The organism is Tsukamurella paurometabola (assembly GCF_900631615.1).
GTDB lineage: Bacteria > Actinomycetota > Actinomycetes > Mycobacteriales > Mycobacteriaceae > Tsukamurella > Tsukamurella paurometabola_A.
In genome coordinates this window covers 3,788,324-3,807,654 of sequence record NZ_LR131273.1, presented here as the reverse complement: position 1 = coordinate 3,807,654, position 19,331 = coordinate 3,788,324, and the positions used below count along the sequence as shown (strand labels likewise).

The 19,331-nt window shown below is 70.7% G+C and carries 21 protein-coding genes; 10 read left to right on the top strand and 11 right to left on the bottom strand.

What is annotated here, in order from left to right:
* Nucleotides 1-37 precede the first annotated feature (37 nt).
* Both ELY19_RS19020 and ELY19_RS19015 read right to left on the bottom strand, forming a co-directional pair.
* Nucleotides 38-2,404: an ATP-binding cassette domain-containing protein gene (locus ELY19_RS19020; protein WP_126197618.1), complete on the bottom strand. Its 2,367-nt coding sequence runs from the start codon at nt 2,402-2,404 to the stop codon at nt 38-40.
* A 115-nt stretch (nt 2,405-2,519) separates the two neighbouring features.
* Nucleotides 2,520-3,008, bottom strand: a complete 489-nt coding sequence (locus ELY19_RS19015; protein WP_126197617.1) for a hypothetical protein — start codon at nt 3,006-3,008, stop codon at nt 2,520-2,522.
* 48 nt (nt 3,009-3,056) lie between these two features.
* On the opposite strand from ELY19_RS19015, the gene ELY19_RS19010 reads away from it, so the two are divergent.
* Nucleotides 3,057-3,251, top strand: a complete 195-nt coding sequence (locus tag ELY19_RS19010; protein WP_126197616.1) for a hypothetical protein — start codon at nt 3,057-3,059, stop codon at nt 3,249-3,251.
* A 771-nt stretch (nt 3,252-4,022) separates the two neighbouring features.
* On the opposite strand, the gene ELY19_RS19005 is transcribed toward ELY19_RS19010, so the two are convergent.
* From ELY19_RS19005 to ELY19_RS18995, 3 genes are read right to left on the bottom strand one after another with little or no spacing between them, the layout of a single operon-like run.
* A complete protein-coding gene (locus ELY19_RS19005; RefSeq protein WP_126197615.1) occupies nt 4,023-4,439 on the bottom strand; it encodes an arsenate-mycothiol transferase ArsC in 417 nt (138 codons plus the stop codon).
* Complete coding sequence (gene arsB / locus ELY19_RS19000; protein WP_126197614.1) at nt 4,436-5,509, bottom strand: ACR3 family arsenite efflux transporter; 1,074 nt, start codon at nt 5,507-5,509, stop codon at nt 4,436-4,438. The genes ELY19_RS19005 and arsB overlap by 4 nt, the downstream gene beginning before the upstream one ends.
* Entirely contained in the window at nt 5,506-5,925 is a 420-nt protein-coding gene (locus tag ELY19_RS18995) for an ArsI/CadI family heavy metal resistance metalloenzyme (RefSeq protein ID WP_126197613.1), read from the bottom strand. The genes arsB and ELY19_RS18995 overlap by 4 nt, the downstream gene beginning before the upstream one ends.
* Nucleotides 5,926-6,028: 103 nt before the next feature.
* Here ELY19_RS18995 and ELY19_RS18990 point away from each other — a divergent pair, with 103 nt between their 5' ends.
* The gene (locus ELY19_RS18990; protein ID WP_126197612.1) at nt 6,029-6,382 is read left to right on the top strand and encodes an Rv2640c family ArsR-like transcriptional regulator; all 354 of its coding nucleotides are present in this window, start codon (nt 6,029-6,031) and stop codon (nt 6,380-6,382) included.
* 95 nt (nt 6,383-6,477) lie between these two features.
* Here ELY19_RS18990 and ELY19_RS18985 read toward each other — a convergent pair whose 3' ends face one another.
* Complete coding sequence (locus ELY19_RS18985) at nt 6,478-6,747, bottom strand: DUF7218 family protein (RefSeq protein WP_126197611.1); 270 nt, start codon at nt 6,745-6,747, stop codon at nt 6,478-6,480.
* Nucleotides 6,748-6,818: 71 nt separating this feature from the next.
* On the opposite strand from ELY19_RS18985, the gene ELY19_RS18980 reads away from it, so the two are divergent.
* Together ELY19_RS18980 and ELY19_RS18975 are read left to right on the top strand one after the other, a co-directional pair.
* On the top strand, nt 6,819-7,574 hold the full coding sequence (locus ELY19_RS18980; RefSeq protein WP_126197610.1) for a DUF998 domain-containing protein: 756 nt from the start codon (nt 6,819-6,821) through the stop codon (nt 7,572-7,574).
* Between the two features lie 49 nt (nt 7,575-7,623).
* The gene (locus tag ELY19_RS18975; RefSeq protein WP_126197609.1) at nt 7,624-8,280 is read left to right on the top strand and encodes an MBL fold metallo-hydrolase; all 657 of its coding nucleotides are present in this window, start codon (nt 7,624-7,626) and stop codon (nt 8,278-8,280) included.
* Between the two features lie 25 nt (nt 8,281-8,305).
* Here the strand turns inward: ELY19_RS18975 and ELY19_RS18970 are convergent, their stop codons facing one another.
* From ELY19_RS18970 to ELY19_RS18955, 4 genes are all read right to left on the bottom strand, one after another.
* A complete protein-coding gene (locus ELY19_RS18970) occupies nt 8,306-8,593 on the bottom strand; it encodes a DUF1905 domain-containing protein (protein WP_126197608.1) in 288 nt (95 codons plus the stop codon).
* 12 nt (nt 8,594-8,605) lie between these two features.
* Entirely contained in the window at nt 8,606-9,304 is a 699-nt protein-coding gene (locus ELY19_RS18965) for an LGFP repeat-containing protein (RefSeq protein ID WP_126197607.1), read from the bottom strand.
* Nucleotides 9,305-9,404: 100 nt separating this feature from the next.
* The gene (locus ELY19_RS18960; protein ID WP_197715930.1) at nt 9,405-10,985 is read right to left on the bottom strand and encodes a 5-oxoprolinase subunit B/C family protein; all 1,581 of its coding nucleotides are present in this window, start codon (nt 10,983-10,985) and stop codon (nt 9,405-9,407) included.
* A complete protein-coding gene (locus ELY19_RS18955; protein WP_126197605.1) occupies nt 10,972-12,312 on the bottom strand; it encodes an MFS transporter in 1,341 nt (446 codons plus the stop codon). The genes ELY19_RS18960 and ELY19_RS18955 overlap by 14 nt, the downstream gene beginning before the upstream one ends.
* Nucleotides 12,313-12,443: 131 nt before the next feature.
* Between ELY19_RS18955 and ELY19_RS18950 the strand changes: the two genes are divergently transcribed.
* The 3 genes from ELY19_RS18950 to ELY19_RS18940 are packed head-to-tail and all read left to right on the top strand — an operon-like array spanning nt 12,444 to nt 14,957.
* A complete protein-coding gene (locus ELY19_RS18950; protein ID WP_126197604.1) occupies nt 12,444-13,142 on the top strand; it encodes a GntR family transcriptional regulator in 699 nt (232 codons plus the stop codon).
* A gap of 5 nt (nt 13,143-13,147) precedes the next feature.
* Nucleotides 13,148-14,062, top strand: coding sequence for an SMP-30/gluconolactonase/LRE family protein (locus ELY19_RS18945; protein WP_126197603.1), 915 nt, complete (start codon nt 13,148-13,150; stop codon nt 14,060-14,062).
* Between the two features lie 13 nt (nt 14,063-14,075).
* Nucleotides 14,076-14,957, top strand: a complete 882-nt coding sequence (locus ELY19_RS18940) for a 3-hydroxyacyl-CoA dehydrogenase family protein (protein WP_126197602.1) — start codon at nt 14,076-14,078, stop codon at nt 14,955-14,957.
* Here ELY19_RS18940 and ELY19_RS18935 read toward each other — a convergent pair.
* Nucleotides 14,944-15,570, bottom strand: a complete 627-nt coding sequence (locus ELY19_RS18935; protein ID WP_126197601.1) for a LysE family translocator — start codon at nt 15,568-15,570, stop codon at nt 14,944-14,946. The genes ELY19_RS18940 and ELY19_RS18935 overlap by 14 nt on opposite strands.
* A gap of 325 nt (nt 15,571-15,895) precedes the next feature.
* Between ELY19_RS18935 and ELY19_RS18930 the strand changes: the two genes are divergently transcribed.
* From ELY19_RS18930 to ELY19_RS18920, 3 genes are read left to right on the top strand one after another with little or no spacing between them, the layout of a single operon-like run.
* Complete coding sequence (locus ELY19_RS18930; protein WP_416222713.1) at nt 15,896-17,257, top strand: MFS transporter; 1,362 nt, start codon at nt 15,896-15,898, stop codon at nt 17,255-17,257.
* Between the two features lie 6 nt (nt 17,258-17,263).
* Nucleotides 17,264-18,466: a lipase family protein gene (locus ELY19_RS18925; protein ID WP_126197600.1), complete on the top strand. Its 1,203-nt coding sequence runs from the start codon at nt 17,264-17,266 to the stop codon at nt 18,464-18,466.
* 4 nt (nt 18,467-18,470) lie between these two features.
* Nucleotides 18,471-19,298, top strand: a complete 828-nt coding sequence (locus ELY19_RS18920) for an SDR family NAD(P)-dependent oxidoreductase (RefSeq protein WP_126197599.1) — start codon at nt 18,471-18,473, stop codon at nt 19,296-19,298.
* Nucleotides 19,299-19,331: the final 33 nt, after the last annotated feature.

Here is a 19,331-nt window from a genome sequence, read left to right as displayed (position 1 = left end):
GCGATGGTAGGCGACGAACCTGAAGGCCCCGGCACCGTCAGGCGTCCACGTAGGCCGCGAGGTGCTCGCCCGTGAGGGTCCCGCGTGCGGCCACCAGCTCCGACGGGGTGCCCTCGAAGACCACCCGGCCGCCGTCGTGCCCGGCGCCCGGCCCGATGTCGATGATCCAGTCGCCGTGTGCCATCACGGCCTGGTGATGCTCGATGACGATGACCGATTTGCCTCCGTCCACGAGCCGGTCGAGGAGTCCCAGGAGCTGCTCGACGTCGGCGAGGTGGAGGCCCGTGGTCGGCTCGTCGAGGACCAGGACACCGCCCTTGTCGCCCATGTGCGTGGCCAGCTTGAGTCGCTGGCGCTCGCCTCCCGACAGCGTGGTCAGCGGCTGCCCCAGCCCGACGTAACCCAGCCCCACGTCGCTGAGGTGACCGAGGATCTTGTGCGCCCCCGGGATCCTGGCCTCGCCGTCACCGAAGAACTCCAGCGCCTCCGCGACGGGCATGGCGAGCACCTCGCTGATGTCCTTCCCGCCGAACCGGTACTCGAGCACCGCCGCCTGGAAGCGTTTGCCCTCGCACTCCTCACAGGTGGTGGAGACGCCGGCCATGATCCCGAGGTCGGTGTAGATCACGCCCGCCCCGTTGCAGGCGGGGCAGGCGCCCTCGGAGTTCGCGCTGAACAGCGCGGGCTTGACGCCGTTGGCCTTCGCGAAGGCCTTGCGGATGTGGTCGAGCAGTCCGGTGTAGGTGGCGGGGTTACTGCGCCGACTGCCCTTGATCGGGGTCTGGTCGACGGTGACCACGCCCTCACGGGGGCTGATCGAGCCGTGGATGAGCGAGCTCTTGCCCGACCCGGCGACCCCGGTGACCACAACGAGCACGCCGAGCGGCACGTCGACGTCGACGTCCTGGAGGTTGTGCTCGGACGCGCCGCGCACCTCGAGCACGCCCGACGGTGCCCGGACCGCGTCCTTGAGGCGCGCACGGTCGTCGAGGTGGCGGCCGGTGAGCGTGTCCGCGGCACGCAGACCGTCGACGGTGCCCTCGAACACGATCTCGCCGCCGGCGGTGCCGGCCTTCGGGCCGAGGTCCACGACGTGGTCCGCGACGGCGATCGCCTCGGGTTTGTGCTCGACGACGAGGACGGTGTTGCCCTTGTCGCGCAGTCGCAGCAGCAGGTCGTTCATCCGCGCGATGTCGTGCGGATGGAGCCCGATGGTGGGCTCGTCGAAGACGTAGGTGATGTCGGTGAGAGAGCTGTTGAGGTGCCGGATCATCTTGGTGCGCTGGGCCTCGCCGCCCGACAGCGTGCCTGCGGGGCGGTCGAGGGAGAGGTACCCGAGTCCGATCTCGACGAAGGAGTCGAGGGTCTGCTGGAGGTTCTCGATGAGCGGCGCGACCGAGGGGTCGTCAACGGTGCGGATCCACTCCGCGAGCTCGTTGATCTGCATGGCGCAGCAGTCGGCGATGGAGGTGCCGTTGATCTTCGACGAGCGGGCGAGTTCGGACAGCCGCGTACCGTCGCACTCGGGACAGACGGCGAACGTGACGGCGCGCTCGACGAACGCGCGGATGTGGGGCTGCATCGCGTCGACGTCCTTGGACAGGAAGGACTTCTGGATCTTCGGGATGATGCCCTCGTAGGTGAGGTTGATCCCTTCGACCTTGATCTTGGTCGGCTCCTTGTAGAGCAGGTCGTCCAGTTCGCGCTTGGTGTACTTCGCGATGGGCTTGGCGGTATCGAAGAAGCCGCTGCCGCGGTAGATGCGCCCCTGCCAGCCGTCCATGCTGTACCCGGGGATGGTGAACGGTCCGTCGTCGAGCGACTTGCTGTCGTCGTAGAGGGCGGTGAGGTCGATGTCGCTGATGCTGCCCCGGCCCTCGCACCGCGGGCACATGCCGCCGGTGATGCTGAAGGTGACCTTCTCCTTGACCTCGCGGCCGCCCTTGTCGTGCTTGACGGCGCCGGCGCCGCTCACCGAGGCCACGTTGAAGGAGTAGGCCTGCGGCGAGCCGATGTGAGGGTCGCCGAGCCTGCTGAACAGGATCCGCAGCATGGCGTTCGCATCGGTGGCGGTCCCGACGGTGGAGCGCGGGTCGGAGCCCATCCGTTCCTGGCCGACGATGATCGCCGTCGTCAACCCGTCGAGGACGTCCACGTCGGGGCGTGCGAGCGTGGGCATGAAGCCCTGGACGAATGCGCTGTAGGTCTCGTTGATCAGCCGCTGGGACTCCGCGGCGATGGTGCCGAAGACGAGCGAGCTCTTGCCCGAGCCGGAGACGCCCGTGAACACGGTCAGCCGGCGCTTCGGGAGTTCGATACTGACGTTCTTGAGGTTGTTCTCCCGCGCTCCGTGGACGCGGATCCTCTCGTGGCTGTCGGCGGCGTGCGGGGCGGACTGCGGCATGGGCGCTCCTGATGGACTCGTGCGGCAACCGCACCAGCGTACCGGCGCGGACCCTCGGCAAAACGAAAGCCGAGCACGCCCGGGGGCGTGCTCGGCTAGGCGGCTGGGGGAGTCGTCACTCGTTGTACTGGGAGAGCGAGACCTCGGTCCACTTGTAGCGGTTGCCCGGGGTCAGGGTGGCGCGACCGAAGCCCTCGAGGTCCTCGAAACCGCTCCAGTTGTCCTCGCCATCGGTGAGGCCGAAGACGTAGACGTCGGTCCCCAGCAGGTGCTGCACACCCACGGTGTAGCCCTCGACGTTGGTGACCAGCATCGGCATGCGGTGCATGTCGACCATGAGGTCGTTGTCCTCGGGGTTGAAGGAGATGAGCTTCTCACCCGAAGCGGACAGCTGCCACTTGATCTTGTCGACGGGGCCGTCCTTCTCGGAGAAGTCCAGCAGCTCCGCGAGGCGGAGCGCGCAGTCGGCACTGTAGGTGGCGATCAGCGAGCCCGTCTGGCGCACCCGCCCTTCACGCTCGACTCGCTGAGCACGGAGCTCCTCGTCGTGCTTCCGGACGAGTTCTTGCGCGCGCTTGAGGACGGAGAGGTCATCATTGGTCATGGTGTTAACAATAGCGTTATCCGACCATCGATGGTTAATGTTCCCCCCATGCGCGCGCGTGTCGCCGCCGAATTCTCCTGTGAATCGATGCCGGCCGCCGATAGGGTGGCGCATGCGCGTGGCAGCCGCCTGCGCGAACCGGTTACTCGCCGTGGCGATCTGACGGAAGTTGACGAGCGATCCGCGCTGCGCGGCCCGCCGCGCAGCGCGCTGGTCAGACGCATTGTCAATCACGTCAATTAAATCAATCATTCGTGAAATTGAATCTATCGCCATTTGTCGCGTATTGGAACTGGCGAGCACCGACGTCGGACGAGCAAGGCTCAAGCCGGGCAGACTGAACTGGACGGTGTCCTCGAGTGAGACGTCGACCTTCGGTGCGGCCGCGAATTCCCCACGACTATGCCTGCCCATCATTCCTCCTTGCTCACACGAACGAATTCCCACGCGTCCGTGACTCACCATGCGTCACAAGAGTAAGAGAGGAACAATTGCGATTGCAATAGTCTGCGGAGTGAGCAATGTCCCGATACGTCGTTCGGCGGTCACCGATCCCGGCGTGCGACATCGCTCGCCGAACGGGCAGGACATATTCGTCACTGTGACGTATTAACTAGGACACCGCGGGGAGGACAGGACAGAGGGCCTGTCGTCAGCGCGACACCCGCACAGCGCCAGCGACGGTGAACGCATCGGGACGGACATCGGACCGGCGGGCCGAAGGCGAGAAAGCGGCCGGCGAGACCGGGCGGCGGTGTGCGCACCGAACCGAGTGCGGCGGTGCCTAAACCCGTCTGGGTCGTGTTGATGACCAAGGCGCCGGCGGGAGCCGCAGCGCATATCCAGTGATGTCGTCGGAAACACCGACTCCGGAACCGAGACCGAGAGATCCGAACCGCCCGGAGACACCCAGTCGGCGTCCGCTTCCCCGTTGTACCGATAATCTACATTATGACATTACGTGCCGGCTCGGTCACACGGCGCCATACGGGTCTGCACGAACCCGGTCGCACCTCACCGCGCGCCCGCGACGCCCAGCGACACGGCGAGTGCCCCCACTCTGGCGGCGATGTCGTCGCGGACCAGCCGCATCCGCTCGATCCCCTCGATACCCCGTTCGGACGGCTCGTCGGTGATCCACCGCTCGAACCGAACCCCGTCGGGGACGTCGAGGTCCGCCTCGGCCCCGAGCACGACCACGCGGTCGACCGTCGCCAGCAGCGCGGGATCGATCGGCTTCGGCACCTCCCCGGTGATATCGACGCCGACCTCGGCGAGCGACGCGGCGGAGAGGCGGTTCACCGCAGCCCCGGGCGCCGTGCCGGCCGAGTGCACGTCGACGGCATCCCCGACGACTGCGCGCATCAACCCGGCGGCCATCTGGGACTTGCCGCCGTTCTTGACGCACACGAAGAGGACGGACGGGCTCATCCGAGGGTCCTTTCCGGGGTGAAGCGGCGACGCAGCGCCAGCGAGACGTAGACGAGGGCGACAAGGACGGGAACCTCGATGAGCGGGCCGACAACACCGGCGAGGGCCTGGCCCGACGATGCGCCGTACGTCGCGATCGCGACGGCGATGGCGAGCTCGAAGTTGTTCCCCGCCGCGGTGAAAGCCAGAGTCGTCGTACGGGAGTAGCCGAGTCCCATCGACGCCCCGAGTAGGTACCCGCCGCCCCACATGACGGCGAAGTACACCAGCAGCGGCAGCGCGATGCGGGCCACGTCCCCCGGACGCGAGGTGATCTGCTCGCCCTGCAACGCGAACAGCACGACGACGGTGAACAGCAATCCGTACAGCGCCCAGGGGCCGATGCGCGGCAGGAACCGGGACTCGTACCAGTCCACGCCCTTCGTCCCCTCCCCGATCCGCCGGGACAGGTATCCGGCGACGAGCGGAATGCCGAGGAAGACCAGAACGGACGCCGCGATCTGCCCCGGCGAGGTGGTGATCCTCGCCTGCTCGAGCCCCAGCCATCCGGGCAGGACGGAGAGGTAGAACCAGCCGAGGGCGGCGAACATCACCACCTGGAAGACGGAGTTCAACGCGACGAGCACGGCGGCGGCCTCGCGATCGCCGCACGCGAGGTCGTTCCAGATGATGACCATCGCGATGCAGCGGGCCAGACCGACGATGATCAGCCCGGTGCGGTACTCCGGGAGGCCCGGCAGCAGAGTCCAGGCGAGCGCGAACATCAACGCCGGTCCGAGAATCCAGTTCAGCACGAGCGAACCCAGGAGGAGCCTACGGTCGCCCGTGACGGTTCCGAGACGGTCGTACCGAACCTTCGCCAGCACCGGGTACATCATGATGAGCAGACCCGCGGCGATCGGCACGGAGACACCGCCGACCTGCACCTTCTCCAGCGCCGGACCGAACCCGGGCACGGCCCGGCCGAGCATCAGCCCGACGACCATGGCGAGACCGATCCACAGCGGGAGGAGCCGGTCCAGGGGCGACAGCTTCCCCGCGACGGGGGTCCGGGTCGACGGTGCGGTCACCGTGGCAGGCAATCGCACGAGGCGTCCGACGCCGGCGCGCCGCCGAACGTCGCGGAATCCGCGAGGACGGTGTACACCTCCCAGCGCTCTCCCCCGGGAGCTGCCGCCCACACCTTGTCCTGCGTCGCGAAGCAGCAGGTGGTGCCGATCTCCTCGTCGTCGACCATTCCGGCCTCCGCGAGACGGGCGATCTCGGCGTGCACGGCGTTCGAGGATTCGACCTCGACACCCAGATGGTTGAGCGTGCCGCCCTTGCCGGGATTCTCGATGAGCACCAGCTTCAGCGGAGGGTCGGCCACCCCGAAGTTGGCGTAGCTGGGCTCGACCTTCGCCGGCCTGACGCCGAAGAGCTTGCTGTAGAACGCGATCGACGCTTCCAGGTCGTCGACATTGAGGGCGAGCTGCACACGAGCCATGGTGGCGACCTCCGAAGTCGGGTGACGGGGTGTCGAATGGGCGACAGGTCAGTCCTACGCCACCTCTTCGACATATGTCAAAAGAGTGCGTATGGTTCACTCCATGCCCAAGGCGTTGCCCGTCATCGACATGTCCGACCCCGTCTGCTGCGCCCCCGTCGCCGCGACACCCGCCGACGATGCCACCGCCCTCGATGTCGCACTGCGCCTCAAAGCTCTCGCCGACCCGGTCCGGGTCAAACTCCTGTCACTGCTGTTCACCTGTGGCGAGCCGTGCACGACGGGCGCGCTTGCGAATACGATCGGACTCACCGAGTCGACCGTCAGCCACCATCTGGGACAGCTCCGGACCGCCGGCTTCGTCGCCTCCGAGCGGCAGGGGATGAACGTGCGCCACTCCCCTCGTCGCGAGGCGTTGAGCGCGCTGTGCACAGTGCTCGACCCGAACTGCTGCTGACCGCAACCTGGGCGCGTTCCGATCGGTGGGCACGTGCCACGTGATGCCCGGGCTCGGTGTCCCGACAACCGAATCGCGGCCGTGCCACCGATTCGTCAGTGGTTCCGGAGCTCGTCGATCAGCGCGGCCTTGCGCTTCGACGAGTAGCCCGTCAGGCCCAGTTCCTTGGCGCGCGCTCGGAGTTCGTCGACGGTCCACTCCTCGTAGGGCCGCGCGTGCCCACCGGCCGCCCCGACCGCGGATCGGCCCCGGTTCGCCGCGGCGTTCGCGATCCGCGCAGCCTTCTCCTTGGAGTCACCCTTGTCGCGGAGTTCGTCGTACAGTTCACCGTCCTTCACGGACGGTCGCGCGTTCTTCTCGGCCATGTTCCCGACCGTACGCCCGAACGGAGATGCACACCACAGCGTGCAGCGAGACTTTCCCGTAGAACTACTGAATGCGGCTAAACATCTCGCGCCTCCCCTCGACCCGCCCCGCCACCACACTCAGCAGGCGCCGGACGGTCACGGCCGGGACGCTCCTGACCGCCACCGTCGGCTACTTCCTGACAGAAGTGCTCGTCGCTCGGCAGTGGCCGCGCCCGTACAGCTGGACGAACAACATGATCAGCGATCTGGGCGTCCCCGAGTGCCTTGGCGACCTCCGGCGCGACGGGGGTCTCGCGGTCTCGGACCGCTTCGTGTGCTCCCCCTGGCACCCACTCATGAACGCCGCGTTCGTCGCGGTGGGCGCGCTCGGGATCGCCGCGGTGATCGCACTGCGCCCGCTGCTCCCCCGTCCGTGGGCGACCGTGGCGCTGGTACTCGGCGCGATCAACGGCATCGCCCTCGCGTGCGTCGGTCTCTTCCCCGGTAGCGCCGGCGAGTTCCCCGGCGGCCCGCCGGCGCGCATCGTCGTGCATCCGATCGCCGCGTACGTCGAGCACGTCACCGGGATGGCCCTGATGGGCCTCGCCGCCGTCCTCCTGATCCGGTCACACGTCCGGCTCGCAGCCCTCACCGCCGTGTGCTTCGCGATCTCGGGACTCGCCGCGCTGATCATCCCGTGGGCGAATCCGATCGGGACCGGCGGCACCGAGCGGGCCGCGATCGACCCCTTCCTCTGGTGGCGATGCGCACTCGGTGTCACCCTCCTCGCACTCGCCCTGACCACGAAGCCGCGCACGAGTCCGCAGGACCGCGTCTTGACCTGAAGTTTCCTTGAGGTCGTAGCGTCGGGCGCACCCCACGAGAGGACATCCGATGCTCACCACCATCCGGCCCGACCTGCTCGAGACCCCGACGTTCTCGCCGTTCCCGGGCTTGACCACGCACGCCTACCTGTGGACGCCCTCGTCGGGTGGCACTGTCCTGTTCTACTCCCCCGGCGACGCCGCGGACTTCGACGCGATCGCCGCGCACGGCGGCATCGCCCACCAGTACCTCAGCCACCAGGACGAGGCGGGCCCGTTGCTGAGCGCGATCGCCGAGCGGTTCGGCTCCGTCCTCCACGCCCCGGCGGGCGACCTCGCGGCGATCGCGGAGCACGCCGTACCCGGCGTCGTGCTCGCCGACCGGGCCGTCGACGACAACGGCGTCGAGACCATCCCCACACCGGGCCACACGCCCGGGAGCACGTCCTTCCTGGTCACCGGGTCCGACGGTGCGCGGTACCTGTTCACCGGCGACACTCTCTACCGCGGCGCGGACGGGCGCTGGAACGCCGGCTACATCCCCGGCCTGAGCAACGGGGAGCAACTGCTCACGAGCCTGCAGGTGCTCGGCGACCTGGAGCCGGATCTCGTGGCCTCGAGCGCCTTCGCGGGCGAGCGCGGAGCGCACGCGGTCGATCCCGCGGACTGGCGGCACACCGTCGCCGAGACCGCGGACCGGTTCGCGACGGGCGTCCTCGCCCGCTGACGACGCCTGCCGGGCGCCGGAGCACTCAGTTCAGGCGCTCCGTGAGGTGCACCTCGACCTCGTCACCATCGGTCTTGCCGATCCGGCGGCGGATCGCCGCGGCGACGGGCAGTTTGTGCGTCCCGTCGCCCAGGGCCATGAACGACGAGGTGAAGGGCACGCCGTCGACGGTGCCGGCGACCTTGACCAGGCCGCGGGTGCCGAAGATCTCGGCCGAACCCGGCAGCTGCACGCACGTCCACGTGTCGCCCTCGCGCACCTTGCCGAGGACGGCGGTGAAGGTGATGTCGATCGGTCCCGCGGTATCGGCCATGGCTGTGCCCTCCTAGATTCCGGCCGGTACGACCGTGCCGTTGACGGTCACCTCGACCTTGCCGGTCCGCGGATCGAAGGTGATCCTCCCGTGCTCGAACGTGGTCTGCTTGACCGCACCCGCCGTGGTCTCGTCGCTGGTCACCGCGCCCAGTGGGCCGGCGGAGCCGTTCCTGCCGGCGGGCGAAGGCCTGCCGTCGGGGCCGCGCTCGACGTTCCAGGCGTCCCGGATTCGCCCCCAGGTGATGTACGCGGGCGTACCCGCCGCAGCGTTCCTCGCGGTGATCACGCCGCCCTTGAACTGCTGGAAGATCACGCCGCTCTCCCGGGTGCCGGCGTTGTGATCGCCGGTGAGGACCACCCCCAGGGCCGTGCGCTGCGCCTGCGTCGCGGCGCTGTACTTCGCGGCGATCGGACCGGTCAGGGTGACGTCGCTGCCGTCGGCGCCCTTCACCTTCACCCCACCTGCCGGCACCGGCGCAGACGATCCCGTAGCGCGGGATGCGGACGCGGACGACGCGGCCGTCGCGGACGACGCGGGAGCGGACGAGGCCGCGGGCCCGGCGGACGAAGCGTCGGCCGCCGAGGTGACCGCCGACGTGGCCGCCTCGCCCTTGTCCGAGTCGCCGTTCCCGCACCCCGCGACGACCAGGGATGCGGCCGTCAGGCCTGCGACGACGCCGATGATCCGCCGAGCTGCGATCTTCCTCATGGGTCCTTCCGGTGGTGCTCCGAGTCGACCGAGCGGCCGTTCGGAGACCGCTCGTTCCCCGACGTAACCACATCCGGACGCTGCGGACCGGCGGTTTCACTCAGGCGCCGACCGGTCCTTCCACCGCCACGAAGCGCACGGGCGACCCCAACGGTAGCTGGGCCAGCAGGTCCAGGTGGTGCTCGGCCACGACGGCGAGCACCGGATATCCCCCGGTGGTCGGGTGGTCGACGACGAAGACCACCGGCTGCCCCGAGGGCGGAACCTGGATCGCACCGGGCACCAGCGCCTGGCTCTGCACCTCGCCGTCGGCGCGCGCGAGCGGCTCGCCGGTGAGTCGCACGCCGACGCGGTCGCTGTTCGGAGTGACCTCCCACCGCTCTTCGAGCAGGTGCTCCCAGGCGCCGCCGGGGAAGAGCTCCGCGTCGGGCCCGCGCAGGACGTCGAGTACCGTCGGCCGACTGCCGTCCGGCACCTCGGGCACCGGTTCGGGTTCGCCGACGGCCGTCCGCGGGGCGCGCCCGACGGGCAGCACGTCGCCGGCCGTGACGGGGGCCGGCCCGAGGTTGGCGAGGGTGTCCGTGCTGCGACTGCCCAGCACGGCGGGAACGTCGACCCCGCCCCGCACGGCGATCACGACCCGGAGGCCGGCCGTGACCGGTCCGACCTCGAGGAGGTCGCCGTCGTCGAGGGCGAAGGGGCGCCCGCGCTCGACGGCGCGCCAGTGTCCGTCCGGCGACTCCACGACGAGCGGCGCGTCGGCACCCGTCACGGCCAGGACCTGGTCCCCCACCGCGACGAGTTCCACGCCCCCGCCGGCGTTCTCGATCGCGGCCGCGCCGCGAGGGTTACCCACCAGCCGGTTGGCCTGTCGGAGCGCGCCGCGGTCCGCGGCTCCCGATCGGGTGACGCCGACGCCGGCGCGCCCGGGGCGCCCCCGGTCCTCCACGAGGCTCTGCAGTCCCGTCTCCCGCACGACGAGTCCCCGCGCCGGGCGCGCGGCGGCCCCGCTCGGCGCGGGCGTCGCCGGCTCGCTCGGCGCGGGCGTCGCCGGCAGGGTGACACGACGGCGGGCGGCGACGAACCGCACGCGCGTGCCCGGCACGAGCAGCGCGGGGGGCTCTCGGTCGAGCGACCAGAGTTCGGCCTCGGTCCGGCCGATCAGCTGCCAGCCGCCCGGCGAGGTACGCGGGTAGACCGCGCTGTACTCCCCCGCCAACCCGACGGATCCCGCGGGCACCCGAACGCGGGGCGAGCGCCGGCGGGCGATCTCCGGAGACGGCTCGGCGCCGCGGAGGTACGCGAATCCCGGGGCGAACCCCAGGAAGCCGACGTGCCAGGTGCGTTCGGTGTGCATCCGGACGACGCCCGCCTCGTCGGTGCCGAGCTGCTCCGCGACATCGCGCAGATCCTCACCGTCGTAGACGACGTCGATCCGGACGAGCGGGCCGTCGGCGAGGACCGACTCCGGCGGCGTCATGGCCGAGAGGGCGCTCGCGGCAGCCGCGGCGGACCGCGGACCGTCGAACAGGACCGTGACCGTTTCGCCCCCGGCGACGAGGTCGCACTGCCCGGGCAGCGGTTCCGCCGCGAGGAGGGCACGGAGCGGTTCGACGGTGCCGGGCGTCACGCGGACGCGGACGCCGCGGTCCCCGAGACGCCGGACGTCAGCGAGGGACATCCGCACCATCCGGGGCGTCGGCGAGCAGTTCCAGTTCCTCCTCGGGTGCGGGATCGCGGCCGATCGCCATGCCGGCGACGGTCGCGACTGCGGTGACGGCGACGTACGCCGCGATGATGACCCACGAGTCGGTCCAGCGGAACAGCACGGTGAAGATGAGCGGCGCCATGCCGCCGCCCACGACACCGGCGAAGGTGTAGGCGAGCGAGCTGCCCGCGTAGCGCAGGCGCGCGGGGAACTGCTCGGTGATGAACGCCGCCTGCGGGCCGTACATCAGGGCGTGCAGCGACATCCCGACGACGACACCGATCGTCAACAGCACCCGGCTGCCGGACTGGATCATGAGGAACAGGACGGGAACCCATGCCGCGGTGAGGATCGCGCCGATGCCGTACACGAGTCGCCGGTTGAAGCGGTCGGTGAGGGAGCCGGCGAGCGGCATCGCGAAGACCTGTACCGCGGAGCCGGTGAGCACCGCGGTCAGGACGTGGCTCGTCGGGAAGTCCAGTTCCTTGGTGGCGTAGCTGGCGAGGAAGACCGTGAGCAGCGAGTACAGCACATCGGGGCAGATCCGCGAGAGCGCCGCCGCGAGCAGCGCGCGGGGGTGTCCGCGCAGCACCTCGGAGATCGGCGCCTTGGGCTGCTCGGCGCGCTCGGCGATCGCCTGGAAGACGGGCGTCTCCTCCAGCTTGAGGCGGATCATGAGGCCGAAGACCACGAGCACCGCGGAGAGCAGGAAGCCGATGCGCCAGCCCCAGTCGCGGAAGGCGTCCTCAGAGAGCACGGCCGCGACCAGGGCGAGGACGCCATTGGCCATGAGGTTGCCGACGGGCACGCCGATCTGGGCCGCGGAGGCCCAGAAGCCGCGCTTGCGCGGGTCGCCGAACTCGCTGGAGAGCAGCACGGCCCCGCCCCACTCGCCGCCGACCCCGACGCCCTGGGCGAAGCGCAGGAGCACGAGGATCGTCGGGGCGATCACGCCGATGGTGCCGTAGCTCGGCAGGACGCCGATGAGGACCGTCGCGACGCCGATCAACAGGAGCGTCGCGACGAGGACGTTCTTCCGGCCGATGCGGTCGCCCAGGCGGCCGAAGACGACGCCGCCGATCGGGCGGGCGAAATAGCCGACCGCGAACGTCGAGAACGACAGCAGGAGCCCGATGAACGGGTCCTCCGCGGGGAAGAAGACGTGGGGGAAGACGAGCGCGGACGCGACGGAGTACAGCGCGAAGTCGTAGTACTCGAGAGAGGTGCCGGTGAGGCTGGCGATGTACGCCTTGACGGCACCCTTCGGGGCGTCGCCCGGGACGGGCTGGGCGGTGGACATGGGTGGTCTCTTCTCGCTCGGGCGGTCGGACGCTGATGTGATCCACACCATAATCGATTGTTGAACAATCTGTCACCCCTGTTGCCCCGATTTGTTGAACAGGTTCGCGGCGCGCTCCGTAGGATCGGGCCGTGACCACCGGGAGGCAGCGCGGCCACGCCGCGGCGGACGCGGCCCACGACCTGCGCCGCGCCATCGTCGAGGGCACCCTCCGGCCGGGGGATCCGCTCCGGGAGGAACGCCTGGCCGCGGAGCTCGGAGTATCCCGGAACACCCTGCGCGAGGCGATGCGGACGCTGGCCCACGAGGGGCTGATCGTGCACGAGGCCAACCGCGGCGCCCGGGTGACAGTGCCCACGCGCGCGTCCGTGCGGGACATCTACCTGGTCCGGCGCACCGTCGAACCGCCCGCGCTGCGCACCGCCGGCCCGGAACACCCCGCCGCCGTCCGGATGCGCGACGCGGTCGCGACGGCGCTGGCCGCCGCAGACACCGGGGACTGGCAGGCGGTCGGCACGGCCGATCTCGAGTTCCACCGCGCGATCGTGGGTTTGAGCGACAGCCCCCGACTCGACGCCGTCCTCGACTCGATCCTCGCCGAGCTGCGCCTCGCGTTCGGCGCGATCGCCGACCCCGAGTTCCTCCACGCCCCGTTCCTCGACGACAACGTGACGATCCTCGAGACCTTCCTCGACGGTCGCGGCGACGCCGCGGCAGCCCTGTTGGAGCAGTACCTGCTCCGCTCCGAGGAGACCCTGTTCGGCGCGCGGCCGGTCTCGAAGATCACACCGTCGACAACGGCCGCACCCGGCTCCGCCGCCGTAGAATAAGTTATATGTTCGAAGCAATTCTGGCGCTCGGCATCCGCAGCGGCTCGATCGTCCGCGTGACCCTCCCCGACGGCGCGACCGAGACGCTCCACACGGTCGAGGCCGGCGCGTCCCCGGACGGCGTGATCGCCGAGGGCGGCCGGATCTACTGGACCACGATGGGCCGCCCCACCCGCGTCCCCGGGACCGCCGGCGAGGCCGGCCTCGACTACTCCGCCCGCACCGGCGGAGTCCACTCGATCCGGTCCGACGGCACCGATCCGCACGACCTGGTCGCCCCGGGCGCGATGACGACCGGGAAGCAGCTCGCATCCGACGGTTCCGGCCGGCTCTACTGGGGCGACCGCGAGGGATGCCGGGTCAGCACCGTCCGCACCGACGGCACCGGGCTGCGCGACCTCGTCGTCAACCCACCGGCACCCGACCGCCTCGCCGAGTGCGTCGGTGTCGCGGTCGACCCCGCCCGTGGCCACCTCTACTGGACCCAGAAGGGTCCCGCGAAGGGCGGCCGGGGCCGGATCCTGCGCGCGGGCCTCGAGCTACCACCCGGTGCATCACCGTCCGACCGCGGCGACATCGAGACCCTCTGGGACGGCCTGCCCGAGCCCATCGACCTGGAGATCGTCGGCGACGCGCTGTACTGGACGGACCGCGGCGCCGCCCCCGACGGCAACTCGCTCAACCGGGCCCCGCTCCCCGCGGCGGGGGTCCCCGGTTCCCCACCCGAGATCCTCGCGGGCGGCTTCGACGAGGCCATCGGCCTGGCCGTCGACGCGCCGTCGGAGGTGGCCTACGTCTCCGATCTCGGCGGACGCATCTGGCGGGTGCCGCTCGACGGTCGCGCCCCGGAGGTCCTCGTCGACCTCGGCACGCCCGTCTCCGGCATCGTCGGCCTCCGCGCCGACGCCGATCAGCACTGAGAACGGAGTCGACATGCCCCTCCCCTTCACCTTCGACGACATCCGCCGGCGCCCGGTCGCCGTGATCGGCGCGGGCACGCTCGGCCGCCGGATCGCCCTCATGTTCGCGACCCGGGGCGGCGACGTGCGCATCCACGATCCGAACCCCGACCAGCTGCGCGCCGCCGTGGACCACGTCACGCGAACGCTGCCGGACACCATCGCCCGCCGCGGGTCGGGCGAGGCGGGGCGCGCCATCGCGTGCGGCGACCTGCCCTCCGCGCTCGACGGTGCCTGGCTGGTCGTCGAGGCCGTTCCGGAGCGGCTCGACATCAAGATCCCGCTGTGGGGCGAGATCGACCGGGCGGCGGAACCCGACGCGATCCTCACGACGAACTCGTCGTCGTACGCCTCACGCCTGATGAGCGAGCACATCCGGGACCGGACCCGCTTCTGCAACCTGCACTTCTACATGCCGCCCAGCGCCAACGCGGCCGACGTGATGTCGGACGGTGAGACCGCCCGCGAGGTGATCGACACGCTGCTCGCGGTGCTCCCCGAGTTCGACGTGCACCCGTTCGAGGCGCGCCGCGAAAGCACCGGCTTCATCTTCAACCGGGTCTGGGCGGCGATCAAGCGCGAGTCGCTGGCCGTCGTGGCCGAGGGGGTCGCGCGGCCGGAGGACGTCGACGGGATGTTCCGGATCAACTGGCACATGCCGGCGGGACCGTTCCAGATGATGGACCGGGTGGGCCTGGACGTGGTCCTCGACATCGAGGACCACTACGCCGCGGAGAACCCGCATCTGCCCGACGGGCCACGCCGGCTCCTCCACGAGTACGTCGACGCGGGCAGACTCGGGGTGAAGACCGGCGCGGGCTTCTACGACTACCCGCCGTCGGCTACCGCTCCGTGACCAGCTTCGCGCCGAAGCCGATGAGCGCGACCCCGGCGACGCCGTCGAGTACGCGGCGCGTCCGCGGGGTCCGCATCCAGCGGGTGACCGTACCCGCCGCCGCGATGAGCACCCCGCAGTACACGGCGGTGAGGGCGATGTACACGCCACCGAGCGCGAGCGTCGTCCACGTGACCGAGTAGCCCGCGGGCACGAACCCCGGGAGCAGGCTCACGAACAGGACGCCGATCTTGGGGTTGAGGACGTCGGTGAGGAAGCCCGCGGTGAATCCGCCACCGCGCCAGGACGACTCCACCGGCTGCGTGGGGCTCTCCCCCAGTGCCGTGCCACGGACCACCGCCCGCAGCGATTGCACGCCCATGTGCACCAGGTAGGCGGCGCCGAGCAGCTTGAGCGCGGTGTACCCGTACTCGCTGGCCCGGAGCATCGCCGAGAGCCCGAGGACCGCCGCGACCACCCACACCACGAGGCCGCTGAGCACACCGAAGCCGGTGCGGATTCCGGCGCCACGGCCGCCCCGCACCACGCCGCGGACGACGACGAGGGTGTCGGGGCCGGGAAGCACGACGAGGACCGTGGCGGCGGCGGCGAACGAGAGCAGGGCGACGAGCATTCGACGATCCAAGCAGGTCCCGGGGGCCGCGCGGACATCGGCCTCGGCCTGTCGTCCACCGCGGTGCGGCGCCTCGCCCACCGGAGGGCTCGTGGCGCCTGCGCACCGGCACCGGCCGCCGGACGTCGCGCGGCCCGGGTCTCGTAACCTGGAGCGGAACCCTTTCCCGCGCAGAACGGACAGCCATGCTCATCGCCGAGGCCGCGCGCCGCCGCCACGCCGGAGGACACGCGGAAGGCGGCGCCCGCTGAGCACCTCGGAACCGGTCACCTATCCCCGCGCCGCGGTCGCGGTGCTGTGCGCTGCGGGGATCGTCGTCGCCCTCATGCAGACGATCATCGTGCCGTTGATCCCGCAGCTTCCGGGCATGCTCGGCACGTCGCCCACGAACGCCTCCTGGACGCTGACGATCACCCTTCTGGTCGGCGCCGTGGGGACACCCATCGCCGGCCGGCTCGGCGACATGTTCGGCAAGCGCCTCGTGCTCCTCGGGACGATGGCCGCGGTCGCGGTGGGATCCACCGTGTGCGCGCTCGCGACCGCCTTCCTCCCCTTCCTGATCGGGCGCGGCCTCCAGGGGCTCGGCATCGGGGCGATCGCGGTCGGCATCAGCATCCTGCGCGACATCGTTCCGCCGGTACGGCTCGGTTCCGCCGTGGGCACCATGAGCGCCTCCCTCGGCGTGGGCGGCGCCCTCGGTCTGCCCTTCGCGGCGTCGATCGCGCGGCACGTCAGTTGGCACGCGCTGTTCTGGGCGTGCGCGGGGGCGGCCGTGGCGTGCGCCGCGGCCGTCCTGCGATCGGTGCCGGAGGGTCCGGCCGACCCCGGTGGCAGCTTCGACGCGCTCGGCACGATCGGGCTCACGACGGTCCTGACGTGCGTCCTCCTCCCCCTGTCGAAGGCGGCGGAGTGGGGCTGGACGGACCCCCTGACGCTCGGGTTGTTCATCGCGTTCGGCGTCACCGGCGCTGCCTGGTGGCGGTACGAGCTGCGGACCCCGAACGCCCTCATCGACGTGCGCACGCTGCTGCACCGGCCCATCCTGCTCACCAATGCGGCATCGGTCGCCACCGGCTTCGCGTTCTACGCGATGCAGATGATGCCGATCCAATTGCTCATGGCGCCCGAGCAGAGCCCGGCCGGCATGGGGCTCGGAATGGTCGCGGCGAGCCTGGTCCTGATGCCGAGCGGCCTGGTGATGTTCGCCTTCTCCCGGGTGAGCTCGTGGATCACGGACCGGCGCGGCGCCCGGATCTCCCTCGCCGTGGGCGCCGTCGTCATCGCCGGCGGATACCTGGTGCTGCTCCTCGCGATCGCGGGGCCGTGGCCCGTGCACTGGGCCTGGATCCTCGCGTCGAGCGCCCTCGTCGGAGCGGGCCTCGGCATCGCCTACTCGGCGATGCCGGCGCTGATCATGGCGGTGGTCCCGGTGGAACAGACCGGCGAGGCGAACGGGGTCAACGCGCTCATGCGGTCGGTGGGCACGTCGATGGCGACGGCCGTCGTCGCCATGGTGCTGACCGGCGGGACCGTCGTCACCGCGACGCCGGCCGGTCCTGTCGCGACGCCCTCGACCGGCGCGTACACCGCGACCATCGTGCTCTGTCTCGGCGTCTGCGCCGTGGCCACGGTGTGCTCGCTCGCCATCCCCCGGCGCACGGCGGCGCAGGCGACCCGCGACTGTTAGGTTGACGTGGTGCCGATCACGCCGTCCGCCCTGCCCCGCGCGGTGATGACCCGTGTCGGCGGCCTCCTGCGGGGCCTCGCGACACCCGATCCCGTCACGCCGATCGGCCCGCCGAACTGGTCGGGTCTGGACGCGCGCGACCACTCCGGTCCCGCACTCGCGCCGGGCACGCCGATCGACCGGGTACCGCTCGCCGCCGCACTCGGACTCGACGACGCGGACCAGGCGTTCCGCTTCCTGTACGCCACCACCAACCAGCACGGTGCCGCCGTGAGTACCGCGGCGCTGTTCCTCCCCGCGGGCACGGCCCCGGCGGGAGGGTGGCCGGTGATCGCGTGGGCGCACGGCACCGTCGGGCTGTGCGACGACGCGACCCCGTCGGCCCAGCCCCCATCGGAGCGGCAGCAGTTCTACCTCGGACACTGGCTGCGGCACGGCTACGCCGTCGTCGCCACCGACTACGCCGGCATGGGCACCCCCGGCCTGATGAGCTACCTGAACGGGAAGGTCGAGGCGCACAACCTCATCGACTCGGTCCAGGCCGCCAGGGGGCTGGGGCTCCCCCTGGCCCGACGGTGGGCCCTCGTCGGGCAGTCCCAGGGTGCCGGAGCCGCCATGAACGGCGCCCGCCACGCCTCGGAGTTCGGCGCCGACTACGACCTCGACCTGCGCGGCACCGTCGCGACCGGCACACCCGCGAACATCGAACGCGTCGCCCAGTTCCTCCGCCCCTCGTTCCCGCCCGTCGTGCTGCCGCCGCTGACGAACGTCTACGCCGCCTACATCCTGGCCGGACTCCGCGACGCCCGACCGGATCTGGGACTCGACGGGCTGCTCAGCGACGAGGGCCGGCGCGTCGTCGATCTCGCCGAGCGGCTGAGTCTGTACGACGCGCGTGAAGCGGTGCGGGGCGCGCGGATCAGCACCTGGGTGACCGCGCCGCTGCGCAGCGTGCCCGGGATCTACGAGGCCCTGCACGAGCACATGGGCACGCCGACCGAGGGCTACGACCGACCGATCTTCCTCGGGCACGGCCTCACCGACATCGACGTGCCCGTCGCCTCGGGCCTGTCACTCGCCGCGGCCCTCGCCGTGCACCGCCAGCCCGTGACCCTCAAGCTCTACCCCACCGACCATTTCGGCACCGTGTACGCGGCCGCCGACGACGCCGCCGCCTTCCTCGGGGGCGTCATGGAGAACCAGGAGTGATCAGATGAAGGACTTCCACGGCAAGGTCGCCGTCGTCACCGGCGTCGCGTCGGGCATGGGGCGCGAGCTCGCGCTGGAACTGGCGAGGCGGGGCGCGAAGCTCTCGCTGTGCGACTACGACGCCGCCGGGCTCGAAGCGACCGCGGAAGCGGCGCGGGCCCTCGGCGCCGAGGTGCACACCAAGGTCGTGAACGTGGGTGAGCGCGAGCAGCTGCTCGCCTACGCGGACGACGTGGTCGAACACTACGGCGTGGTCAACCTGCTGTTCAACAACGCCGGGATCGCGCACCACGCGAGCGTGGAGAAGACCTCGTTCAAGGACTACGACCGGCTCATGGACGTCGACTTCTGGGGCGTCGTCAACAGCACCAAGGCCTTCCTGCCGCACCTGATCGCGTCGGGCGACGCGCACATCGCGAACACCAGCTCGATCTTCGGGCTGTTCGGCGTGGGCGGCCAGAGCGCCTACAACGCGGCGAAGTTCGCGGTGCGCGGGTTCACCGAGGCGCTGCGGATCGAGATGCTCTCCACGCACCCGCACGTGGGCGTCAGCTGCGTCCATCCGGGCGGCATCAAGACCGACATCTGCAACAACGCGACCGTCGCGGAGGGCCAGGACCAGGCCGCCTTCGCGGACTTCTTCAACAAGCGCCTGGCCCGCACCGAGGCGGACGCCGCGGCGCGCACGATCCTCGCGGGGGTGCAGAAGAATCGCGGCCGGATCCTCATCGGCCCCGACGCCGTGGTCCTGGACCTCGCGGTCCGCGCGGGGGGCTCGGCGTACCAGCGGTTCAGCGCGTTCGTGGACGGGCAGCTCGGCCGCTTCATGTGAGACGCGCGGCCGCCGGGATCGCTTCCCACGGCC

Bases quoted from the DNA above. Each gene is read 5' to 3' on its own strand.
- ELY19_RS19020 (WP_126197618.1), bottom strand. From the start codon at position 2,404: ATGCCGCAGTCCGCCCCGCACGCCGCCGACAGCCACGAGAGGATCCGC.
- ELY19_RS18945 (WP_126197603.1), top strand. From the start codon at position 13,148: ATGTTCGAAGCAATTCTGGCGCTCGGCATCCGCAGCGGCTCGATCGTC.
- ELY19_RS19005 (WP_126197615.1), bottom strand. From the start codon at position 4,439: ATGAGCCCGTCCGTCCTCTTCGTGTGCGTCAAGAACGGCGGCAAGTCC.
- ELY19_RS18955 (WP_126197605.1), bottom strand. From the start codon at position 12,312: ATGTCCACCGCCCAGCCCGTCCCGGGCGACGCCCCGAAGGGTGCCGTC.
- ELY19_RS18985 (WP_126197611.1), bottom strand. From the start codon at position 6,747: ATGGCCGAGAAGAACGCGCGACCGTCCGTGAAGGACGGTGAACTGTAC.
- ELY19_RS18995 (WP_126197613.1), bottom strand. From the start codon at position 5,925: ATGGCTCGTGTGCAGCTCGCCCTCAATGTCGACGACCTGGAAGCGTCG.
- ELY19_RS18970 (WP_126197608.1), bottom strand. From the start codon at position 8,593: ATGGCCGATACCGCGGGACCGATCGACATCACCTTCACCGCCGTCCTC.
- ELY19_RS19015 (WP_126197617.1), bottom strand. From the start codon at position 3,008: ATGACCAATGATGACCTCTCCGTCCTCAAGCGCGCGCAAGAACTCGTC.
- ELY19_RS18965 (WP_126197607.1), bottom strand. From the start codon at position 9,304: ATGAGGAAGATCGCAGCTCGGCGGATCATCGGCGTCGTCGCAGGCCTG.
- ELY19_RS19010 (WP_126197616.1), top strand. From the start codon at position 3,057: ATGCGCGCGCGTGTCGCCGCCGAATTCTCCTGTGAATCGATGCCGGCC.
- ELY19_RS18935 (WP_126197601.1), bottom strand. From the start codon at position 15,570: ATGCTCGTCGCCCTGCTCTCGTTCGCCGCCGCCGCCACGGTCCTCGTC.
- ELY19_RS18940 (WP_126197602.1), top strand. From the start codon at position 14,076: ATGCCCCTCCCCTTCACCTTCGACGACATCCGCCGGCGCCCGGTCGCC.
- ELY19_RS18960 (WP_197715930.1), bottom strand. From the start codon at position 10,985: ATGTCCCTCGCTGACGTCCGGCGTCTCGGGGACCGCGGCGTCCGCGTC.
- ELY19_RS18990 (WP_126197612.1), top strand. From the start codon at position 6,029: ATGCCCAAGGCGTTGCCCGTCATCGACATGTCCGACCCCGTCTGCTGC.
- ELY19_RS18930 (WP_416222713.1), top strand. From the start codon at position 15,896: ATGCAGACGATCATCGTGCCGTTGATCCCGCAGCTTCCGGGCATGCTC.
- ELY19_RS18920 (WP_126197599.1), top strand. From the start codon at position 18,471: ATGAAGGACTTCCACGGCAAGGTCGCCGTCGTCACCGGCGTCGCGTCG.
- ELY19_RS18975 (WP_126197609.1), top strand. From the start codon at position 7,624: ATGCTCACCACCATCCGGCCCGACCTGCTCGAGACCCCGACGTTCTCG.
- ELY19_RS18980 (WP_126197610.1), top strand. From the start codon at position 6,819: ATGCGGCTAAACATCTCGCGCCTCCCCTCGACCCGCCCCGCCACCACA.